20 protein-coding genes are annotated in these 21,569 nt (G+C 67.0%); 5 read left to right on the top strand and 15 right to left on the bottom strand.

Annotated elements, in window-relative coordinates; translation table 11 throughout:
• Positions 1-139: 139 nt before the first annotated feature.
• From ASE69_RS07115 to queG, 10 genes are all read right to left on the bottom strand, one after another.
• Positions 140-547 carry a phage tail tube protein gene (locus ASE69_RS07115; protein WP_056484731.1) on the bottom strand — a complete coding sequence of 136 codons (408 nt, stop codon included), beginning with the start codon at positions 545-547 and terminating at the stop codon, positions 140-142.
• Between the two features lie 11 nt (positions 548-558).
• Positions 559-909: a DUF3168 domain-containing protein gene (locus tag ASE69_RS07120; protein ID WP_162236859.1), complete on the bottom strand. Its 351-nt coding sequence runs from the start codon at positions 907-909 to the stop codon at positions 559-561.
• Between the two features lie 29 nt (positions 910-938).
• Positions 939-1,487, bottom strand: a complete 549-nt coding sequence (locus ASE69_RS07125; protein ID WP_056484735.1) for a head-tail connector protein — start codon at positions 1,485-1,487, stop codon at positions 939-941.
• Positions 1,488-1,654: 167 nt separating this feature from the next.
• A complete protein-coding gene (locus tag ASE69_RS07130; RefSeq protein ID WP_056485257.1) occupies positions 1,655-2,656 on the bottom strand; it encodes a phage major capsid protein in 1,002 nt (333 codons plus the stop codon).
• Between the two features lie 217 nt (positions 2,657-2,873).
• Positions 2,874-3,263 (bottom strand): HK97 family phage prohead protease, encoded by a 390-nt coding sequence (locus ASE69_RS07135; protein WP_235518243.1) that lies wholly within the window; start codon positions 3,261-3,263, stop codon positions 2,874-2,876.
• Positions 3,251-3,556 carry a DUF6127 family protein gene (locus ASE69_RS07140; protein ID WP_183129183.1) on the bottom strand — a complete coding sequence of 102 codons (306 nt, stop codon included), beginning with the start codon at positions 3,554-3,556 and terminating at the stop codon, positions 3,251-3,253. Before ASE69_RS07140 ends, ASE69_RS07135 begins: the two co-directional genes overlap by 13 nt.
• Positions 3,556-4,689, bottom strand: coding sequence for a phage portal protein (locus tag ASE69_RS07145; protein ID WP_056484737.1), 1,134 nt, complete (start codon positions 4,687-4,689; stop codon positions 3,556-3,558). The genes ASE69_RS07140 and ASE69_RS07145 overlap by 1 nt, the downstream gene beginning before the upstream one ends.
• A gap of 168 nt (positions 4,690-4,857) precedes the next feature.
• Positions 4,858-6,111, bottom strand: a complete 1,254-nt coding sequence (locus tag ASE69_RS07150) for a DNA-packaging protein (protein ID WP_082452996.1) — start codon at positions 6,109-6,111, stop codon at positions 4,858-4,860.
• Positions 6,112-6,230: 119 nt separating this feature from the next.
• Entirely contained in the window at positions 6,231-6,944 is a 714-nt protein-coding gene (locus ASE69_RS07155; protein ID WP_056484739.1) for a hypothetical protein, read from the bottom strand.
• A gap of 179 nt (positions 6,945-7,123) precedes the next feature.
• Positions 7,124-8,302, bottom strand: coding sequence for a tRNA epoxyqueuosine(34) reductase QueG (queG, locus tag ASE69_RS07160; RefSeq protein WP_056484740.1), 1,179 nt, complete (start codon positions 8,300-8,302; stop codon positions 7,124-7,126).
• A gap of 44 nt (positions 8,303-8,346) precedes the next feature.
• Here queG and ASE69_RS07165 point away from each other — a divergent pair, with 44 nt between their 5' ends.
• The 4 genes from ASE69_RS07165 (at position 8,347) to msrB (ending at position 12,505) form a co-directional block, all read left to right on the top strand.
• Positions 8,347-9,273 carry an ABC transporter ATP-binding protein gene (locus ASE69_RS07165; RefSeq protein ID WP_156362219.1) on the top strand — a complete coding sequence of 309 codons (927 nt, stop codon included), beginning with the start codon at positions 8,347-8,349 and terminating at the stop codon, positions 9,271-9,273.
• Positions 9,270-10,505 (top strand): ABC transporter permease, encoded by a 1,236-nt coding sequence (locus ASE69_RS07170; protein WP_056484744.1) that lies wholly within the window; start codon positions 9,270-9,272, stop codon positions 10,503-10,505. The genes ASE69_RS07165 and ASE69_RS07170 overlap by 4 nt, the downstream gene beginning before the upstream one ends.
• Positions 10,506-10,716: 211 nt before the next feature.
• A complete protein-coding gene (locus ASE69_RS07175; RefSeq protein WP_056484746.1) occupies positions 10,717-11,955 on the top strand; it encodes a cytochrome P450 in 1,239 nt (412 codons plus the stop codon).
• 49 nt (positions 11,956-12,004) lie between these two features.
• Positions 12,005-12,505 carry a peptide-methionine (R)-S-oxide reductase MsrB gene (gene msrB / locus ASE69_RS07180; RefSeq protein ID WP_156362220.1) on the top strand — a complete coding sequence of 167 codons (501 nt, stop codon included), beginning with the start codon at positions 12,005-12,007 and terminating at the stop codon, positions 12,503-12,505.
• A gap of 352 nt (positions 12,506-12,857) precedes the next feature.
• Here msrB and ASE69_RS07185 read toward each other — a convergent pair whose 3' ends face one another.
• The 4 genes from ASE69_RS07185 to ASE69_RS07200 form a co-directional block, all read right to left on the bottom strand.
• The gene (locus ASE69_RS07185; RefSeq protein ID WP_082452963.1) at positions 12,858-13,481 is read right to left on the bottom strand and encodes a CHAP domain-containing protein; all 624 of its coding nucleotides are present in this window, start codon (positions 13,479-13,481) and stop codon (positions 12,858-12,860) included.
• A gap of 137 nt (positions 13,482-13,618) precedes the next feature.
• Positions 13,619-15,496 carry a M1 family metallopeptidase gene (locus ASE69_RS07190; protein ID WP_056484748.1) on the bottom strand — a complete coding sequence of 626 codons (1,878 nt, stop codon included), beginning with the start codon at positions 15,494-15,496 and terminating at the stop codon, positions 13,619-13,621.
• 205 nt (positions 15,497-15,701) lie between these two features.
• Positions 15,702-17,135 carry an MFS transporter gene (locus ASE69_RS07195; RefSeq protein ID WP_321163571.1) on the bottom strand — a complete coding sequence of 478 codons (1,434 nt, stop codon included), beginning with the start codon at positions 17,133-17,135 and terminating at the stop codon, positions 15,702-15,704.
• Entirely contained in the window at positions 17,132-17,959 is an 828-nt protein-coding gene (locus ASE69_RS07200; RefSeq protein WP_056484750.1) for an SDR family NAD(P)-dependent oxidoreductase, read from the bottom strand. Before ASE69_RS07200 ends, ASE69_RS07195 begins: the two co-directional genes overlap by 4 nt.
• Before the next feature lie 130 nt (positions 17,960-18,089).
• Between ASE69_RS07200 and ASE69_RS07205 the strand changes: the two genes are divergently transcribed.
• The gene (locus tag ASE69_RS07205; RefSeq protein ID WP_056484752.1) at positions 18,090-18,878 is read left to right on the top strand and encodes an SDR family oxidoreductase; all 789 of its coding nucleotides are present in this window, start codon (positions 18,090-18,092) and stop codon (positions 18,876-18,878) included.
• A gap of 159 nt (positions 18,879-19,037) precedes the next feature.
• On the opposite strand, the gene ASE69_RS07210 is transcribed toward ASE69_RS07205, so the two are convergent.
• A complete protein-coding gene (locus tag ASE69_RS07210) occupies positions 19,038-21,293 on the bottom strand; it encodes an NADP-dependent malic enzyme (protein WP_056484754.1) in 2,256 nt (751 codons plus the stop codon).
• Between the last annotated feature and the right edge of the window lie 276 nt (positions 21,294-21,569).

The following is a 21,569-nucleotide window of genomic DNA, read 5'->3' on the forward strand; positions in this document are numbered from 1 at the left end:
CGGGGAGAGGGAGGGGCCCGCACGCCCTTGCGCGTGGGAGGGAGAGGGAAGTGAGGCACGGAACTCCCGCCTCAAAGCCCCTCACCCACCCGTCGCCAAGCAGCTCCTCCTTCCCTCTCCCCGACAGGGAGAGGGAAAGTTAAGCCACAACAACAGCCCCGGAACTCTCCAGGCTAAGCGTATAAGACCGCTCCCCATTGAAATCCCCGGCATAGTCCAGCCGCGACACCAGGAACTTCCCCGTCATCGTATCGCCCCCCTCGAACGCCAGCCGATAGTCATCGAGCACGCCGGTCAGCGCGCTAGCCTTCACCCGCAACTCGGCGACAGACCCGGTAAAAACCCCAGCCCCCGAAACCGAAACACTCCGAACCCCAGCCCCAGACAGCAGCTGCCGCCACCCGCCAGAGTCCTTCGTCGTGACAACGATAGCCTCCCCATTCACCGACATCTGCGTCGTCCGCAGCCCCGCCACCGTCGCATAGACCACCGGCACCGCCCCGTTCCCCACCTTCAGCAGGAACGCACTCCCCTTCTCCACCGCCATGTCGATCTCCCTCAGCTCTCGCGGTACATCCGCACCAGAAACTCCGACGTCCCCCGCCACCGATCCCCGACCCGCAGCACCCGGGACCGCACCAGCGCCAGCCGAACCACCCGCCACCCCTCACCAAGATCGGGCGGCAGCGCCTCCAACCCCTCCTCCGCCGCAGCCAGCAAGGAACGCGCCCGAACCGGCCGCTCCCCCCCATCGAACAGCGTCACCAGAACGCGTCCCTCGCGCCCGACCCAAGTCTTCGTGCTCCAGTCCGACAGCACCGGCTCGTCGACCACCGCATACGGCAGCCCCCCGCGCACCGGCGGCGCATCGAACACGCTCACGTCCAGCACAGCATTCAGCCGAGCCACGATCGCCGCCTGCAAGACCACCCGCCCACTCACGAATGCACCGCCAAACCAAGGCGCATCCGCCGATAAGGCCGCCACAAAGCCGCCACCGCCGCCGGCGGCGCGACGTCGCTCTCCCGGTGATCGAACAGATGCGCGACCAGCATCGCCACCCCCTGCGCGATCGGCGGCGGCACCGCCTCGAAACTCACGGCCAGCCCAGCCGAATACGCGACAGCCACCCGCCCAGCCGATCCCGCGGCGAGAACCCGAACCCACCCGACCCCATCCGCATCGATATCGACCGCATACGCCCCGACCGCCAACACGAACGGCGCCCCCTCGCCAGGCAACCCGGTCAGCCCGGAAATCACGGTAACCGGCGCAACCAACAACCGCCGCCACCCCGCCGCACTGGTCACCACATCCTCGAACGGCCGCACGATCACCGCCGCCCCGAGAAACGCTTCCCCCAGCAGCAAAGCCGTCGACGCCAACCGCGAGAGCACCAAATCCTCCCCCGTCTCCACCCGCAACAAAGCCCTAGCCGCGACGACCACCTCAGCGATCACCCCGGCAGAAATCGCCGACCCACCCATGGAATTTCTCCTATTTCCCTCGCCCCTCCGGGGAGAGGGAGGGGCCCGCGCGCCCTTGCGCGTGGGAGGGAGAGGGGAGTGAGGCTCGGAACCCCCGCCCCAACTCCCCCTCACCCTCCCGTCGCAAGTGCTCCTCCTTCCCTCTCCCCGACGGGGAGAGGGACAGCTCAAGCCACCGAGAACTTCATCAACTTGATAGCCTCGGAATTCGTCACGCACCCACCGACCCGCTTGGTCGCGTAGAAGTTCACGAAAGGCTTGTTCGAATACGGATCGCGCAGGATCCCCGTCTCCGTCCGCTCGGCGATGATATACCCCGCCCGGAAATTCCCGAACGCGATCGCCAGCGCATTGGCGGCGATATCCGGCATGTCCTCGGCCTCCACCACCGGATACCCCAGCAGCGTAGCCGGCACCCCAGCCGCCAGGCTCGGCGCCCAAACGAACGCCCCATCCGTCGTCTTGAACTTCCGGATTCGCGCCAGCGTCGCTGCATTCATCACGAAGCTCGCACCCTGGCGATAAGGCCCGCGCAAAGACTGGACCAGATCGATCAACCGCTCCTGCGGGTTCGCCGAAAAGTCCCCCGCGGTCCCGCTCGCCAGATACTGCAAGGTCCCGAAAGCCCGAACCCCATCCGCAGTCGCCGCAGTAGCCGACGTCAGAAACCCCTTCGGCCGCGACACACCGGAACCCGACACGAACGCCGCCCCCTCGGCCTTCGCAAACTCCATCGCGATCTCGCCCGCCAGCCACTCCTCGACATCGAACGCCGCATCGTCGAGCATCGCCTGGCTAGCCGAAGGATTGGCATACAGCTCGCCGGTAGGCGGCGCGATCTCGACGAACACCGGCGAAGCGGTCTCCGGTCGCGCCGCATTCTCCGCCGCCCAACCGGATGGCGTACCCCCGGTCGTCACCAGCTTCCGATACCCAGCCGAGCCAACCTTCACGACATTGGCGATCGACCGGATCGGCGACACCGCCTTCAGCAACGTATCGATCTGAGCATCGATCTCCCGCGGCACCGCAAACCCGCCGGCATCCCCCGTAACCCCGGTAAAAGCCTTCATCTCCAGCGTAGCGCCGGTCCGAACGAACCCCGCAAACGCCGCATTCTGCGCCAAGGGGGAAGCCCCCGCCAATACCGGCCGGTCAACAACACTCATGTCCATCTCCTCGCATGAAACGAAAAAAGGCGCCCCGCAGGACGCCCAATGAAACTCGAAAATCCCCTCGCCCCTCCGGGGAGAGGGAGGGGCCCGCGCGCCCTTGCGCGTGGGAGGGAGAGGGGAGTGAGGCACGGAACCCCCGCCCCAAAACCCCTCACCCTTCCGTCGCAAAAGCTCCTCCCGCCCTCTCCCCGACAGGGAGAGGGACAAGCCGCTAAGGAATGACCTCGACCCGAGCCAAAGCCTGCATAGGCACCGCCACCAGACTAACCTCCACCAGGTCCACCGCCAGCAACTCCCGCCGCACCCCCTGCCGCACGCGCAAAGCCCGATACCCAACCGACAACCCAGCCACCGCCCCAGACCGCACCAGCCCAGCCAGCTCCAGGTCCGCTACCACCCCCTCGACCCGCAACCCCCGCGCATCCTCCGCAACGACGGACAAGGACCCAACCGCCACACCCCGATGCTGCCACAACAAAGGCACCAACCCGGCCCCGGAAAAAGCCCCCCGCCGCATCACATCCCCCGCCCGATCGACAACATCGAACACCGCCGCATACCCCGCGAACGTCACCGTCCCCGCGCCGCTCACTTCAACCACGCGGCAAACCCCAGCTTAACCGCCAGCCCCGCCAGCATCAGCGCCATCGCCAGCCGCGCGATCCACCCCACCACAGCCTTCCAAACCGACCGCTTCGCATCGCGCCAGGCCGCCAGCAGCTCGCGCAACTCCGCCACATCCTCCCGAGCCCGCTCGTCACTCAACGCCACCCGCGCCAAGGCCCGAGCCGCCCCCAATTCCCCCGCCTCCTCCACGATCGCCCGCAACGTCACCAGGTCGACGCCCCGCTCAGCCCCCTGCCGCATCAACTGCGCCAAAACCGCCCCATCCATCAGACCACCTCCTGAATCTCGAGCAACGCCCGCTTCTCCGCATCGCTGAGAAAGCCAGCCCCGCTCACCATCCCCCAAAGCCGCTCGCGATCCTCCGCCAGCGCCGGCACCCGGTCGAGATCGACCGAGATCGACGCCCCCTCGAACCACCCGGCCAGCCCCTGCGCGATCCCACCCAGCACCGCGGTCGCCAGCGGCAAGATCGCCAGCCGCCACAGCGCCCGATTGGCCTCGCGGTAATTCGCGTAGCTATTGTCCCCCGTCAGCCCGAGCAGCATCGGCGGCACCCCGAACGCCAACGCGATCTCCCGCGCCGCCGCCGCCTTCGTCCCCACGAAATCCATGTCCGCCGGCGACAGGCTCAACGCCTGCCACCTCAGCCCCCCCTCCAGCAGCATCGGCCGCCCCGCATTCCCCGCCCCCGAGAACGACGCCTCCAGCTCGCCCCGCAACCGCTCGAACTGCTCGGTCGACAGCGTCGCGCCGTCCTTCGGATCGTACATCAACGCCCCCGAAGGCCGCGCCGCGTTATCCAGCAAAGCCTTGTTCCACCGCGCCGCCGCATTGTGGATCGCCACGGCCCCAGAAGCCGCCCCCAGGCACCCCAACCCATAATGATCATCCACCGGATTGAAGCTCTTCAGGTGGATCACTTCGGGCCGCACCGGATCGGCATGCAGCCGCGCCACCCGCTCCCCAACCCGGTACCGATAAGCAGCCGGCCACCCACTGGCATCCGGCTCGACCGTCACCCGCTCGGGTCGCAGCGCATAAAGCTCGGCCGCGCCCCCATCTACGTCGCGCAAAACCTGCACATACGCATTGCCGTGCAGCATCAGATGCGCTGCCACCGTCTCGATCAGCGTCTGCCCACCCGACCGCACCGTCGCCAGCGCCAGCAACGCCGGATCCGACGCGACGATCGGCGCACTCCCCAGCCCCTCCACCACCAACTTGACCGCCCGCTGCGCAATCGGATTATCGAGATACGCCTCGCGCACCTGCGCCTCATAACTCCGCGGCCACTCGCCAAACGCCGAACCCCCGATCGCGCCCCCAAATCCGGCCGCCGCAGACCGAGACAACACCGGCCGCGACTCATCGCGCCCGGATTTCCACCCGAACAATTTCATGATGTTCTCCTGAAATTCCCTCGCCCCTACGGGGGGAGGGAGGGGCCCGCGCGCCCTTGCGCGTGGGAGGGAGAGGGGAGTGAGGCTCGGGACACCCGCCCCAAAGCCCCTCACCCTCCCGTCGCAAGAGCTCCTCCCTCCCTCTCCCCGTCGGGGAGAGGGCCACCCCTACAAAACCCGCACCGAGACCCGAGCCCGCGGCCCCAGCATCACCTCGGTCATCGCCCAAACCAGCGCATCGGCCCGATCCGGCGACCGCCCCGGCCCCTCATACCCCCCGCCCGCGATCAGCCCGCAAAGCTCATCCTCCAGGTCCGGAAACGCCCCCACATGCCAAGCCCGCCCACACTCATACAAAGCCGCCACCGGCTCAGCCCGCGCCACCTTCCCCAGCGACGCATGCACCAACTTTACCGGCATAGCCCGATCCGCCCCGGCAAGGACGCTCCCCACCATCTTCCCCCCCTGGTTGGCCTCGGCGATCACCCGATCCGCCCCGTGCCGTTCGGCACATTCGGCCACAGCTCGAGCCCACCCCTCGGGAGAAGCACCCGAAACACTGGCGTCCTCCAAAACATAGCAAAACCCATCGACCCCGAGCGCCACCACCACGATCCCGCAAGCATCCCCAGGCCCCCCGGAGACACTCCCCGCCGGCGGATCCACCCCCACCACGACGCGCGTCAGCTCCGGTGCAAAAGCCACCCGCCGGGACTCCACCAGCGCCCGCGTCCACAAAGCGCCGGCAATATCCTCGATCAGCTCGCCATCCAGCTCCTGCCGCCCCAACCGCGTCCCCGCATACGTGGCGGTCATCGCCTCCACGAAGCTCACCGGCAGATGCGGATTGTCGCGCGTCCGCCCGCGCGTTTCGACCAGTCCCGGCAACGCCATCACCCGCCGCATCAGCGCGACCGGCCGGGGCGTCGTCGTCACCAGGACGCGCGGCACCGTACCCAGCCGCAAGCCCATCATCAGATTGTCCCAGGTCGGATCGCCGTAGCGCCATTTCGCCAGTTCGTCGCACCACGCCCAGCCATGCTCCGGCCCACGCAACGCTTCCGGCGCCTCCGCCGAATACGCATAGGCCTTCGCACCATTGCCGAAATGCACTTCGCCGACCGCACTGCGCCACGTCAGCGCCTCGTTGTCGTGCGCCACCGCGATCAGTCCGCTCTCGCCCTGCACCATCACGCGCCGCACATCGTCGATCGTCGCGCCGACCAACGCGATTCGCGCGGTCGGATCGTCGCGCGCGATCTGGCTCACCCACTCCGCGCCCGCCCGCGTCTTGCCAAATCCGCGCCCCGCCCGGATCAGCCAGATCCGCCAGTCGCCTTCGGGCGGATATTGCCCGTCATGCGCCCAGTGCCGCCACCGATCGCGCAACTCGTTGCGTTGACCGACCGACAGCTTCCGCATGATCCCGGCACGGTGCACCACCGGCAGGTCGGCCAGCTCCGCCACCAGGTCGCGTTCGACCGTGGCCACCGGCGCCGGGTCGACCGCCCCCGGATCGCCTTCGCCGCTTCCCGAGCGCGTCAAGAGGCGAGCGCCTGGCGCCGCGCCAGCGAGTCCAGCAGCTTCAGCAATGCGGCATCGGTCTCCACCGATGTCGCCCGACAGGTCTGGCTGGACTGGCGCCCCCGTGCCTCGCGCGCGCGATGCTGGTTCAGCATCGCCAGCGCGAACTGGATCGCCGTCACGCTCGACAGCTTGATCAGCCCCGCACCGGGCACCGCAGCCCCGCCCCGGATCTTTTCACCGCCCACGTCTTCGACGGCACCAGCGTCTTCGACGGCACCCACGTCTTCGACGGCACCAGCGTCCCCCACGGCACCAGCGTCGCCGACCGCCACCGTCTCGTTGCGGGGCGCCTCCACACCCCCATCGCTCTGGTCGTCGTCGCCCTGCCCGCCAAGACGCCCATCATCGCGATCCAGCGAGGCGAGCGACGTCGCCAACAACAGTTCCTCCAACCGGTCATACCCGCGCGACAACGCCGCCTGCCATGCTGCGGCAAACGCAGGATCGTGCGAGCGGCGGTGATAGGCTCCGCCGAGCGACATCCCCACCACGACGACAGACGTGGTCACGTTGCCGGTCATCGCCAATTCCTCGAGAAACGTGGCTTGCCGCTCAAGTGTCCATTCCTTCGCCCGGGGTTTCCGGGCCACAAGAACCCGGTTCTTCCCACCCGTGATGACCATCCCGCCGACCTTCGCGTTCCCGGTCGCCTTGCTCTTGATCCCCATGCCGCGCCCCCGCTTGCCTGCACCGCACCGCCAAACGCAGAAAGCCGGCGACGACAAAGGCTCCCGCCCCGATCGTCCCGGCCTCCAGAGCCAGACCGCCCGGCCCGACTCGCTAGTTTTCGATGTTCCCGTTATGTGCCAGATGAGCGTGACGATGTCAAGGTAATTAACCCGTTTGGTTACTCGCCCACGGGTAGATCGACCAGAGGCACGACACGATCCACCGCGGCCGCCCCCCACTCACCAAGCACGCCCTGATCGCCCTCGTCCGCCAGCCGACGTCCGCGCTCGCTGCCCCAGCGCGCGCTATCCAGTCGCCGCAATGCCCATATCGCCCCGCCCCGGACGACCGGCGAGTCGTCGCTCAACAGCCCGACGACGGCCTCGACGAGGCCAGGATCGCTACTGTTCCCCGCCGCCATCAAGGCATTGCGGATCATCTTGGCGCGGCCGATGCGCTTGATCGGCGAGCCTGCGAACACCGTGCGGAAGCTCGCATCGTCCAGCGCCAGGATGTCGGCGAGTTCGGGCGCGACCAACTCCGCACGAGGATGAAACGCCAAGTTCACGTTGGCCGCGGCGGCGAACTTGTTCCAGGGGCACACCGCCAGGCAATCGTCGCAGCCGTAGATGCGGTTGCCGATCGCGGCGCGGAATTCGTGCGGGATCGGGCCGGCATGCTCGATCGTGAGGTAGGAGATGCAGCGGCGGGCATCGAGCTGGTACGGCCGCGGGAACGCCGCGGTCGGACACGCGGTCTGGCACGCGTCGCAACTGCCGCAGGTGTCGACGCCGCCCTTGTCCGGTTCAAGGTCCAACGTCGTGTAGATCGCGCCGAGGAACAGCCAGCTGCCATGCTCGCGACTGACCAGATTGGTGTGCTTGCCTTGCCAGCCGAGCCCGGCGGCTTCGGCGAGCGGCTTTTCCATGACCGGCGCGGTGTCGACGAACACTTTCAGATCGAACGGCGGCAGGTCGCGCCCCGCTTCCGCTGCCAGCCAGCGGCCGAGCGCCTTCAACTGTCGCTTCACGACGTCGTGATAATCCGAGCCCTGCGCATAGACCGAGATGCGCCCTATCCCGCCCTCGTCCGCCAGCCGTAGCGGATCGTCCTTCGGCACATAGCTCATGCCGAGCGCGATGACGCTGCGAACCTCCGGCCACAAACCCGCGGGACTCTCGCGGTGGTGCTTGCGCTCCTCCATCCAGATCATGTCGCCGTGGCGCCCATCCGCCAGCCATTGGTGGAGCCGTTCGCCCGCACGCGGCGCCGCGCCGGCATGCGCGATCCCGCACGCGACGAAGCCGAGTTCCGCCGCTTTGGCCTTCAGCCTGTGTTCCAGCTTGTCTTGCGCCACGTCCGCCCGCTACCACGACGCCACCCTCGGTAGGAAGATTGCGCGTGAACGATGAATGGGCGGTCACCGCGAACGGGATCGTGAAGCGGTTCGGCGATCGGCGCGTGGTCGACGGGGTGGACATGATGGTGCCGCGCGGCTCGGTGTACGGCGTGCTCGGGCCCAACGGCGCGGGCAAGACGACCACGCTGCGCATGCTGCTCGGGATCATCGAGCCCGACGAGGGATCGCGCACATTGCTCGGCTACGACAATCCGCGCGATGCGAGCGACCGGGTCGGCTATCTTCCCGAGGAGCGCGGGCTGTATCCGGCGATGAAGGCACGCGAGGCGATCGCGTTTCTTGGCGCACTCCGGGGGCTCGACTGGAAGACCGGCCGCGAGCGTGCGGTGGTGCTGATGGAAGCCGCCGGACTCGGCCATGCGGTCGACGAGAAGATCCGCAAGCTGTCGAAGGGCATGGCGCAGCTGGTGCAGCTGCTCGGCTCGGTGGTGCACCAGCCCGACCTGCTGGTGCTCGACGAGCCGTTTTCGGGGCTCGATCCGGTCAACCAGGAGCGGCTCGAGAAGCTGATCCTCAACGAGCGCGACCGCGGCGCGACGATCCTGTTCTCGACGCATATCATGAGCCATGCCGAGCGGCTGTGTGACCGGCTCGCGATCATCGCCGGGGGCAAAAGACGCTTCGAGGGCACGGTCGCGGACGCTCGCGGCATATTGCCGCAACGCGTCCACTACACGCCGCACCGCCCCGATCCGGCGATACGCGGCGTGCTGCCGGTGGATGCGGTGGCGGACGGGGATAGCTGGCGGTTCGAGCTGCCGAACGAGGGAATCGAGAGCTTGCTCGTGAGACTGATCGACGCGGGATACGGGATTTCGGGGTTGTCGATCGAGCGGCCCGGCCTGCACGAAGCGTTCGTCAGGATCGTTGGGCAGCATGCCGACGTCGCGAAGGAGGACGCGGCATGAGCCGGTTCCGTCGGACGCTTCGCCAGACGTTCACGATCGCGCGCCGCGACTTCATCGCGACGGTGTTCACCCCGATCTTCCTGCTGTTCCTGTTCGCGCCCCTGATCATGGGGTCGTTCGGCGCGATCGGTGGGTTGGGCGCGGCGAGCGTCAGTGGCGGCGCGCAGGACAAGACGCGGATCATCGCGATCGTCCCTGCCTCCACCGCGCGACCGATCGACGAGGCTGACGAGCGCCTGCGCGGCATGTTCCGCAGCGACGAAGCGCCCCCCGAACTGTCGATCGTCGCGCCGAACGCGGATCCCGCGGCGCAGGCGCGCGCGGCGTTCGAGACCAAGGACGTCGACGCCTCCGCAGTGCTGTACGGCCCGCTCGACGCGCCGCGAATCCTGTACGGACCGCGCGGCAAACGCTCGGCCGATTACCTCGGGCTGCTCGCGCAGACGACGCTGGCGGCGGAGAAGCTTGGCGGTACGCTGCCGACGATCGCCGCGACCAAGACGCAGATCACGCGTTCGACCACCTCGGTCGGCGGCCAGCACCAATCCGCCTTCTTCGCGGTGTTCGGGATTTTCTTCCTTACGCTGTTCCTGTCGGGCCAGGTCGTGGGCACGATGGCCGAGGAGCGTAACAACAAGGTGATAGAGGTGCTCGCCGCCGCGGTGCCCTTGGAGTCCGTGTTCTTCGGCAAGCTGATCGGGATGTTCGGCGTCGCGGTGCTGTTCGTCGCGTTCTGGGGCACCGTCGTCACGCAGATCACGTCGCTGATGCCTGCCGCCGCCGCGGTGGCGCTAGGCGACCTGACGCCCGCGGTCGGCGCGCCGATGTTCGCGCTGCTGTTCGCCGCGTATTTCAGCATGGCGTATCTGCTGCTCGGGTCGGTGTTCCTCGGCGTGGGAGCGCAGGCGACGACGATGCGCGAAATACAGATGCTGTCGCTGCCGATCACGATCCTGCAGGTGGCGATGTTCGGGCTGTCGTCGGCCGCGGTTTCCCACCCCGGCAGCTGGCTCGCCACCGCCGCCGAACTGTTCCCGCTATCCTCGCCATTCGCAATGGCCGGCCGCGCGGCGAACTCACCGGAGCTGTGGCCTCACGTCGCGGCGCTAGCGTGGCAGGCGCTGTGGGTGACGATCTTTATAACGGTGGGGGCGCGTCTGTTCCGCCGTGGGGTGCTGCAATCGGGCAGCGCCCGGCCGTTCTGGCGGCGGAAGGCGAAGGCGGCAGCGTAGGCGTTTACGATCCTCCCCCGCCAGGGGGAGGTGGCTGGCTCTTGCCAGACGGAGGGGGAGGAAAGGGATAACCTCTGCTTCGTGTCCTCCCCCTCCGTCGCCTTCGGCACCACCTCCCCCTGGCGGGGGAGGATCATTCGGTTACGATCCCTACTCTATTGACATAAGTGTCAGCAAAGCCTCTCCTGCGGCAAAACAGGGGAGAGAAACGATGGCGACTCTGGTAAGAGACGTGGCGCAACAAATAGTCGATCCGCTCGACGTGAGCCGCGCCGAACTCTACCGCGACGACCTCTGGCAGGCACCGTTCGCGCAACTCCGCGCCGAGTCCCCCGTCCACTATGTCGAGCACTCCGACTACGGCCCCTACTGGTCGGTCTCCACCTACAAGGGCATCGTCGAGGTCGAATCGCTCCCCGACCTATACTCCTCCGAAGCGGGCGGGATCACGATCGCCGATTTCGTCGCCGAGCGCGACGTCCGCATGCCGATGTTCATCGCGCGCGATCGCCCCGTGCATACCGGCCAGCGCCGCACCGTCGCGCCCGCCTTCACCCCCAGCGAGATGACCCGGATGTCGGGCGATATCCGGCGGCGGACTGCGGACATGCTCGACAGCCTGCCGTGGAACACGCCGTTCGACTGGGTCGATACCGTCGCGATCGAACTCACCACGCAGATGCTCGCGATCCTGTTCGACTTCCCTTGGGCGGACCGGCGGAAACTGACGTTGTGGTCGGACTGGGCGGGCGATATCGAGATCGTCAAGAACGAGGAGCTCCGCGGCCAGCGGCTCGCGTACATGTTCGAATGCGGATCGTATTTCAAAAACCTCTGGGACGCGAAGATCGACAAGGCGCCGACGCCCGACCTGATCTCGATGATGATCCATTCGGACGCGATGAGCCACATGGATCACAACGAGTTCATCGGGAATCTCATCCTGCTGATCGTCGGCGGCAATGACACGACGCGCAATTCGATGTCTGCGCTCGCCTACGGCCTCGACAAGTTCCCGGAGTCGCGCGCGAAGCTGGAGGCGGACCCGACGCTGATCCCCAACGCGGTCAGCGAGATCCTGCGCTGGCAGACCCCCCTCGCGCACATGCGCCGCACTGCGACCGCCGACGCGGAATTGATGGGCCGGCAGATCAAGGCCGGCGACAAACTCGCGCTCTGGTATATCTCGGCGAACCGCGACGAGAGCGTGTTCGGCGACGATGCGGACTCGATCGTAGTCGACCGCCCCAACGCGCGGCGGCATCTGGCGTTCGGCCACGGCATCCACCGCTGCGTCGGCGCACGACTCGCCGAAATGCAGATCGCGATCCTGCTGGAGGAAATGGCGACCCGCCGCATGCGCATCAACGTGCTGGCCGAACCGACGCGGGTCGCTGCGTGCTTCGTCCACGGCTATCGCACGCTGCCGGTGGAAATCAGTAAATACTGAGGCTTGGCGTAACCTTATCGGGTGGTTCGGTCGTACCTATATCCGAACCATGGAGACGAACATGACCCAGGACCGCCGCGCTTTCCTCACGCTTGCCGGAGCAGGCGTCGCCGGCTTCGCGCTCTGGGGCTGCTCGTCGCAACCCGCGCAGGCGGCCGAGCGGTTCGAGGTGACGCTGACCGACGCACAGTGGCGCAAGAAACTGTCCCCCGACGCCTATGATACGCTGCGCAAGGAGGCCACCGAGCGGCCTTATTCCAGCCCGCTCAACGGCGAACATCGCGCGGGGATCTTCTCGTGCGGCGGATGCGCGCTGCCGAACTTCTCGTCGAAGACCAAGTTCGAGAGCGGCACGGGCTGGCCGAGCTTCTGGCAGCCACTGCCGAACGCGGTGCGGACGCGGGTGGACTCGACGATGGGGATGGGCCGAACCGAGGTGCATTGCCGGCGGTGCGGCGGTCATCTGGGGCATGTGTTCGACGATGGGCCTAAGCCTACGGGGAAGCGCTATTGCATGAACGGCGATGCGCTGACGTTTAAGGCCGCTTGAGGGCGTTCCTTTGAATGTGTGCGGCGCGTATTGGAACTGAGCAGGTAGCATGTTCCCCCCGCGAAGGCGGGGGTCCAGACTGGGCTCCCGCCTTCGCGGGAGAACAAGAAGCTAGCAGAGCAGTGTTCGCCTTATGGCACCTCCTCGGCGAAAGTGCACCTCCCCGGCGAAGGCCGGGGTCCAGTTGGGGGACGTAGCTAACGACGGTTGCAGGCTGTTACTCCGACCTTTCCAACTGGGCCCCGGCCTTCGCCGGGGTGGTTGCCTAATTGGACCGTCGGGGAGCGATCAGTAGCGAAACTTCGGATATAGAGCGCGGACTGACGCAGCCACCACCACGCCGAGACAAACCTCAGTTCGCCTCGTTCACCAGCGTGAAGATCCCACGCGGATCGGTCGGGCCGTGCTGGATCGTCGCAAGCTGCGCAGCATTGGCGCGCTGCGTTGCAGACACGGTGTGAGTAGCACTCGCCATCTGGAACGACGGCTGCACCGGAGCATCGAGCGTATCGCCGGCAGGCGCGTGGCCCGAATAGATGAAGCCCTTGGTCGGATAGGCCGAGGTGCCGAGGTCGCCCTGCGGGCCGTACCAGACCTTGACCATGCTCCAGTCGCCGGCGGCCGATACGTCGATCGCGCGGACGTTGGTCTCGATCGCACCGGGGCGCGACCAGTTGGCATGCGTAAGGAGGACTTCGCGGTCGCTGACGACCTTCGAGACCATCGCGACATGGCCGACGCGCATCCGCGAGGTCGGCGAGAAGGCGAGGACCGAGCCGGCCTTCGGGGTGTGGCCACGCTCGTAGCGACCCTCGGCCTGGCTCCACCAGGTGTTGGCGTTGCCGCGGATTTCGATGCCCGACACTGAGCGAGCGAACGTCACGCACTGCCAGAACTGAGCCGCAGCAGGGGTGGCCGTCATCAGGCCGCACGATACCACCAGCGCAAAACGCGCTGCTAACGCCTTGAAATTCATCGAGACCCCCCGGCCAAAACCCGTTTGTCGCATTCTGGCTACGGGAGGTTCGATTTAATTGGAACCCGTGCGGGAACCATATCCGACGAAGCGTGTTACCGCGCCGACCAACGCCCCGAATGGGCGCTCAGGGCGGCTCAGTTCATGAGTTTCCAACCGGTTATGCGGTCCACGGTGACCTGCGTGACCGCATGATAGCCCGGCCGCGCCTTGCCGTAGATCTCCATCGCCAGCTTGTGGCCCCAGTCACCCGAGTCCATCATCTGCTGGAACAGCGGCGCGACGAACTTCCGCCGGCCCTGCGAGGTCAGGAATTGCTCGGCCGAGGCGTCGGCGGGCGCATAGTGATTGGCGAGCGCGAGTTGCAGCCAGGCGAAGCGGATCTCGGCATTGCCCGTCGTGTTCCAGCCGAACGCGGTATCGAGCGTCTTCAACCGCTCGGCGGGGAGTTTCCGCGGGAGCTGCGTGATGAACCGCGTGATCTCCTGCGTCGTAGCCTTGCCGGGCACGCCCGAGACGGGACCGCCAGCCGCATACGCCTTGGCCGCCGCGTCGACCGCGGGGAACGCGGCGGACGTCACATGCACCGCGTTCGCGGGGATGCCGGGGCTGTAAACCCATGCGTCGACGCCGATCGTCCTGGCTTCGGCGGGCGTGAGCAGCTTCGTCTTGAGGTCGGCGAGGAAGCCGGCGCTGGTCTGCGGCTGGAAGGCGTGGCGGTCGAAATAGCTGCGGAGATACGCGTCCCACCGCGCGCGGCCGACCTGTTTCTCGATGGTGCGGAGGAACGCCGCGCCCTTGTCATAGGCGATCTGCGTCATGCCGTCGTCGGGATCGCGCGCGGCGTCGAGATCGAGGTGGAGTTGCGTGTCCTTCGCGGCGGGGCCGCCGGCGTCCTTCACCGCGGCAAGCATGTCGGTCCAGGCGAGGTCGGCCTCCATGTCGGCGCGGCGCTTGCCGTAGAGCGCTTCCATGATCCGGTTCTCGAAATAGCTGGTGAAGCCTTCGTTGAGCCAGAAATCGTCCCAGGTCGCATTCGTCACGAGATTGCCCGACCAGCTGTGCGCGAGTTCGTGCGCGATCAGCGAGACGAGGCTGCGGTCGCCGGCGATTGCGGTCGGCGTCGCGAAGGTGAGCGTCGGGTTCTCCATGCCGCCGAACGGGAACGACGGCGGCAGGACCAGCACGTCGTAGCGGCCCCAGCGATACGGGCCGTATAGCCCCTCGGCGGCGGCGACGAATTTCTCGAGCTCCCCGAACTCGTACGCGGCCTTGGGAAGCGTCGCGGGTTCGGCCCAGATCCCGGTGCGCGGGCCGGTCGACTTGAACGCGATGTCGCCGACCGCGAGCGCAATCAGGTAGGGCGCGACGGGCTTGTCCATCTTGTACTGGAATGTGCAGCGATCCGCGGCGCAGGTCGGCTTGCCTGCCGAGAGCCCGCTCATCACCGCGGTGAGTTGCTTGGGAACCGCGATCTTCGCTTCCCAGGTCTGGCGGATGCCGGGGGAATCCTGTGTCGGAATCCAGCTGCGGTTGAGGATCGCCTCGCCCTGGCTGAACAGGAAGGGCTGCGTCTTGCCCGCGGTCTGCGCTGGGGTCAGCCACTGCAGCGCCTTCGCGTCGGGCGACGACGCGTAGGCGATACGGATTTTCTTCGCGCCGTTGAGCGTGACGGTCAGCGGCGCGCCATGGATCTTGTCGACCGCGCCGACCGAGTAGGGGAGCGGCTTGCCGGCAGAGTCGGTGATGTTGACGATCTTCAGGCCGTTGTCGTCGAGCACGAGCTTGGCGCCGGGGGCCGCGAGGATATCGAGCGTGGCGATGCCGCGGATGACGTGCGTGTCGAAGTCGGCGGCAAGATCGAGCGCGACATGCGTGACGCGCGCCTCGGCGGGGCGGGCGTAGCTGTGCGGGTCGTGCGCGTCAGGGGTGGTGAGGATGGGGGCGATCGTCTGGGCGACGGCGGGGGATGCGAGGACGAGGCCGAGGGCGGTGGCTAAGGCGGGGATGCGCATGGGAACTCCGATGTCGCCGTTCCAAGGGGGAAGGCCAAGCGGTGATCCTACCGTGGTGTGCTTGGCGCTGGAAGGGTGACTGTCACCGTCCTGCCCCCCTCCCTGGAAGGGAGGGGTTGGGGGTGGGTCGGCCTGTTGGCTGACGGAGCGCTCGACAAGCGACCGACCCACCCCCGGCCCCTCCCTTTCAGGGAGGGGGGCAGATTTAGCGGTCGACAATGGGTGTCGTTGCGAGTCTCGCCAGCCTTGCCTCGTGCTCCACCCGCCCGAACGGAAACCGCGAGAAGAAGAACGCCGAGACGCAGGCGAGCGCGATGTAGAGGCCCGCGTAAATCAGCGTCAGCCGATCGATCGTCTCCACCGGCACCGTCCCCGGCGTAGCCTTCGCCGGGAACCCCGCCACCGCGAGGATCATCCCTGCAAAGAATATCCCGATCCCGCTCGTGCATTTCTGGACGAAGAACGAGCCCGCGAAGAACACGCCTTCCGACCGCCGCCCCGTCTTCGCCTCCGAATCCTCGACCACGTCCGCCATCATCGACGCGCCGAGGATAAACCCGGTGACGTTCGACGCGGTGCCGAGGATGAAGAACCCGAACAGCATCGGCAGCAGCGACGGATCGCCGACCTCGGGAAACACGCCGAGCATCCGCAGCCAATAGGGCGACGTGTTGAGCGCCGCACCCAGCAGCACTGCGCCCATCGCCGCCTTGGGCTTGCTCCCCGTCCTACCAAGCCGGGGCGCAGCGAGGAACGCGAGGAACACGCCCGAGAACAATGCGATCGTCAAATAGACGAACACCGGACCCTTGAAGCCCCAAACATAGGTGAAGAGGTAATTCGACATCGCATAGCTGATGCCCTGGATCGTGTAGGCGCAGACGCCCGCCGCCATCAGGATCGCGAACGCGCGGTTCTTCACCGTCTGGCGCAGTTCGGCGAAGGACTCGCGCAGGGTCTGCTTGGCGATCGGCGGGTTCGGCAGATGCCTGATCTCGTGATGCGTCCCGAGCGCGGAGACGAGGATCGCGACGCCGATGAAGATCGCCCCCGCCAGCGCAAAGCCGCCGTATCCGGCGCGGTTGAGCAGGCCGTTCGGGAACGCCGCGGTGGGCGCGAGGAAATACTGGTACGCCGACAATAGCATCAGCAGCCCGCCGACCCAGCCGAACAGGTACCGATACGCCATGATCCGCGTCCGCTCGTCATACCCCGACGTGAGCTCGGGCGTCAGCGCGACCGACGGCACCTCGTAGCAACTCACCGCGCTGCGCACGATCACCGCCATGACAAACAGCCAGACGAGCGTCTGCGGCTCCGACATCACCGCGGGCGGGTTCCACAGCAGCAGCCAGCCGATCATGATCGGCAGCGCAGACGCGTACATCCACGGATGCCGCCGGCCCCATTTCGTCCGCGTGCGATCCGAGAAGAAGCCCACCGCCGGATCGACGAACGCGTCGATCAGCAGCGCCATCATGATAACGAGGCCTACGGTCGCGGACGGCAACCCGACGACCTGGTTGTAGAACAGCAGCAGGAAAGTGCCGAACCCGGCGTCCTTCACCCCGTACGCGACCGCGCCGAAGCCGTAGCTCGCCATCGTTCCGTTGGAGAGGCGGCGGGCGGGTGCCGTCACTTCAGTTTGTCGAGCAGCGCGAACAGCGAGGGTTGCGCGGGGTCCCAGCTTGGCCGCGTGCCGATCGTCATGCCGCCGTCCACGAGGATATGCGTGCCGGTGATGAAGCTGGCGTCGTCGCTCGCGAGGAAGGCGACCGCGGCGGCGATGTCCTCGCTGGTGCCGGGGCGGCGGATCGGCTGTGCGTCGGCGGCGATATGCGCGATCATCGCGTCAGCCTGCGAAGTCTTGGCGGCGTCGAGTTCGAGCGTGCGCGTGAAGATATTGGTGACGATGAAGCCGGGGACGACCGCATTCACGCGGATCTTGTACTGTGCGAGGTCGGCTGCGGCCTGCTTGGTGAGGTGGAGCACGCCGGCCTTGGCGGTCGAATAGGCGGTCGGTGCATAGCCGGTGCCTAGCGCGGAGACCGACGAGGTGTTGACGATCGCGCCGCCGCCGCGTTTCGCCATCAGCGGTGCGGCATAGCGGATGCCGAGAGCGACCGAGCGCAGCAGCAGCGCCTGCGTCCGGTCCCAGTCCTCCAGCGAAATCTCGCCGATCGGATCGCGCGAGCCGCCCGCGCCGGCGTTGTTGAACAGGATGTCTAGCCCGCCCGCATCGTCGGCGGTCTGCATCAGCGCCTCGATATCACCGGCCTGGAGCACGTCGGTGCGCTGGAACAGGATCCGCCCGCCGGATGCGTCGGCGATCGCGTGGCCGCCGGCCTCGTCGATGTCGCCGATCAGCACGGTGGCGCCTTCGTCGGCGAGTCGCAGCGCGGTCGCTCGGCCGATACCCGACGCGCCGCCGGTCACGACGGCCCGCTTGCCTGAAAACCTCACACGCTCTCTCCTAGTTTTTGGCGAGCATAGTACGGGCTTTGCACTCGTCAATGACGGCTGGTTCGAAAAACGGGTTTGCGGAGGGCGACGCTCGGCGATACCAAGCGCGCAAACATTCGGAGGATGCGTGATGGATACGACCAACCTGTTCCGGCTCGACGGCCGCGTCGCGCTGATCACCGGCGGCAGCCGCGGGATCGGCAAGATGATCGCCGCCGGCTTCATCGCGCAGGGGGCCAAGGTGTATATCTCGTCGCGCAAAGCCGATGTGTGCGAGGCCGCGGCCGCGGAACTCGGGCCGAACTGCATCGCGTTGCCGCAGGACGTTTCGACGGTGGCGGGGTGCAAGGCGCTCGCCGCGCAGTTTGCCGAGCATGAGTCGAAGCTCGATATCCTCGTCAACAATGCGGGGGCGGCGTGGGGCGTACCGTTCGAGGAGTTTTCCGAGGTCGGCTGGGACAAGGTCATGGACCTGAACGTCAAGTCGCCGTTCTTTCTCACGCAGGCGCTGCATGCCGCGTTGAAGGCTTCGGGGTCACGCGAGAAGCCTGCGAAGGTGATCAACATCACGTCGATCGACGGCCAGCGGCTGAACCCGTGGGAGACGTACAGCTATCACGCGTCGAAGTCGGCGCTGATCTACCTGACGAAGCGGATGGCGGCGCGGCTCGTGACGGATTCGATCAACGTCACGTCGATCGCGCCGGGGGCGTTTGCGAGCGACATGAACAAGGCCGCGCGGGATCACGGCGATGCGGTGGCGCAGGGAATCCCGGCCAAGCGAGTCGGGGTGGACGAGGACATGGCGGGCGCGGCGATCTACCTCGCAAGCCGCGCGGGGGATTATGTGATCGGGGAGACGATCACCGTAGACGGCGGCCTGGTACATGCATCGCTGGGGACGTCGATCGACGCCTGAGGTTCTGCGTCCCTCGCCCCTCTGGGGAGAGGGAGGGAGGAGCACTTGCGACGGAAGGGAGAGGGGCGTTGGGATGAACCGTCCCGAGCCTCAAGCCCCTCTCCCTTCCCACGGCAAGCGCCGCGGGCCCCTTCCCTATCCCCGTAGGGGCGAGGGAGATTAGCGGGCGATACCACCTGCCGCGAGAACGGCCAGCGTAACCAGTTCGCTAGCGGTCGAGGTCATCGGCGCAACCTGCACCGGCTTCTCCATCCCGATCAGCATCGGCCCGATCACCGAGTCCCCACCCAGTTCCCGCAACAACTTCGCCGAGATATGCGCCGACTGGAGCCCCGGCATGATCAGCACGTTCGCCGGCCCCGACAGCCGCGCAAACGGATAGTTCGCCAACTGCTTCGGGTTCAGCGCTACGTCCGGCGCCATCTCGCCCTCATACTCGAACCCGACTTTCCGCCCGTCGAGCACCGTCACCGCATCACGGATATTGTCGAGCCATTCGCCCTTCGGATTGCCGAAGTTCGAATAGCTGAGGAACGCCACGCGAGGCTCATGCCCCATCCGCCGCGCGACCGCCGCCGTCTGCTCGGCGAAGTCGGCCAGTTGTTCGGCGGTAGGCCTCTCGTTGACCGTGGTGTCGGCGATGAAGACCGTATGGCTCTGCCCGACCAGCAGATGAATCCCGAACGGCGTCTTCCCCGCCGCCGGATCGATCACGCGATAAATCTGGCGCATCGTCTCGCCGTAGGTGCGCGTGATGCCGGTAATCAGCGCGTCGCCCTCACCGAGCTGGAGCAGCAGCGCACCGAAGATGTTGCGGTCCTGGTTGACCATCCGCTCGCAATCGCGGCGCAGATAGCCGCGACGCTGGAGCCGTGAATACAGGAAGTCGACCATCCGCGGCACGAGCGGCGAGACGCGGCTGTTGTGGAGTTCGAAGCTCTCGGAATCGGTGACGCCGAGCGCGCGCAACCGGTCGGGCACATCGTCGCGACCGACCAGCACCGGGGTGCCATATCCCCCTTCCTTGAAGGCGATCGCGGCGCGGAGGACGACCTCTTCCTCGCCCTCCGCGAAGATCACGCGCTTGGGATGCGCGCGGGCGCCTTCGTAGGCCATCGACAGGACCGAGGTGGTCGGGTTGAGGCGGGCGCGGAGCGAATGGCGATACGCTTCGATGTCGAGGATCGGCTTGGTCGCGACGCCCGAGGCCATTGCCGCCTTGGCGACCGCGACGGGGACGACTTCCATCAGCCGCGGATCGAACGGCGCGGGGATGATGTACGCCGGGCCGAAGCTGTGGCTGACGCCGTACGCGGCGGCGACTTCCTCCGGCACGCGTTCGCGCGCCAATTCCGCGATCGCGTTGGCGGCGGCGATTTTCATCGCGTCGTTGATGCCGGTCGCGCGGACGTCGAGCGCTCCGCGGAAGATGAACGGGAAGCCGAGCACGTTGTTGACCTGGTTCGGATAATCCGAGCGGCCGGTCGCGACGATCGCATCGGGGCGCGCGGCCATCGCCAGTTCGGGGCGGATCTCCGGCTCGGGATTGGCCATCGCGAAGATGATCGGCGCGGGGGCCATGTCCTTGACCATCTCCGGCGTCAGCGAGCCCGCCGCCGAGAGCCCCAGGAACACGTCGGCGCCGACCAGCGCCTCGGTCAGCGTGCGCGTCTCGGTGATCGCGGCATGGGCGGACTTCCACTGGTCGACGCCCTCGCGGCCCTGGTAGATCACGCCTTTCCGGTCGCAGAGAATGACGTTGTCGCCACGCACGCCCATCGCTTTCACGAGTTCGGTGCAGGCGATCGCCGCGGCGCCGGCGCCGTTGACGACGATCTTGACCTCCGACAGCTTGCGCCCGGTCAGCAAACACGCGTTGATCAGGCCGGCGGCAGTGATGATCGCGGTGCCGTGCTGGTCGTCATGGAAGACCGGGATGTTCATCCGCTCGCGCAGCGCCTGCTCGATGATAAAGCATTCGGGCGCCTTGATGTCCTCGAGGTTGATGCCGCCGAACGTCGGCTCCATCAGCTCGACCGCGTCGATGAAGCGGTTCACGTCCTCGGTCTTCAGCTCGATGTCGATCGCGTCGACGTCGGCGAAGCGCTTGAAGAGCACCGCCTTGCCTTCCATCACCGGCTTGCTGGCGAGCGGCCCGAGATTGCCCATGCCGAGAATCGCGGTGCCGTTCGAGATGACCGCGACGAGGTTCCCCTTCGCCGTATAGTCGTAGACGGTCGCGGGATCGTCGTAGATCGCCTGCACCGGCACCGCGACGCCGGGCGAATAGGCGAGCGCGAGATCGCGCTGCGTTGCCATCGGCTTCGACGCGATGATCTCGATCTTCCCCGGGCGACCTTCCGAATGGAAGAGCAAGGCTTCGCGTTCGGAGAATTGCAGCGTTTCGTCGGACATGGGCGGGGCCTCGCGCGGTCGTTAGGTTTGGAGGACCTTCTAGGCAGGTGGTCGCCGTTCGTCACCCCGGACACTTCGCCCATGCCGGTACCGTCGCGAAAACTGCACCACCCCGGCGGAGGCCGGGGCCCAGTTGGGGGACGGACTAAGCGAAGGGTGGTCCGTCGTTACTCCGACCTTTCCAACTGGGCCCCGGCCTCCGCCGGGGTGGTGATGCCAGTGCGGGGTGGTGCCTTCAACGGCCTTCTCCCCCTCGGGGAGAAGGTGGCGCGGATG

Source organism: Sphingomonas sp. Leaf208, assembly GCF_001421415.1.
Lineage (GTDB): Bacteria > Pseudomonadota > Alphaproteobacteria > Sphingomonadales > Sphingomonadaceae > Sphingomonas.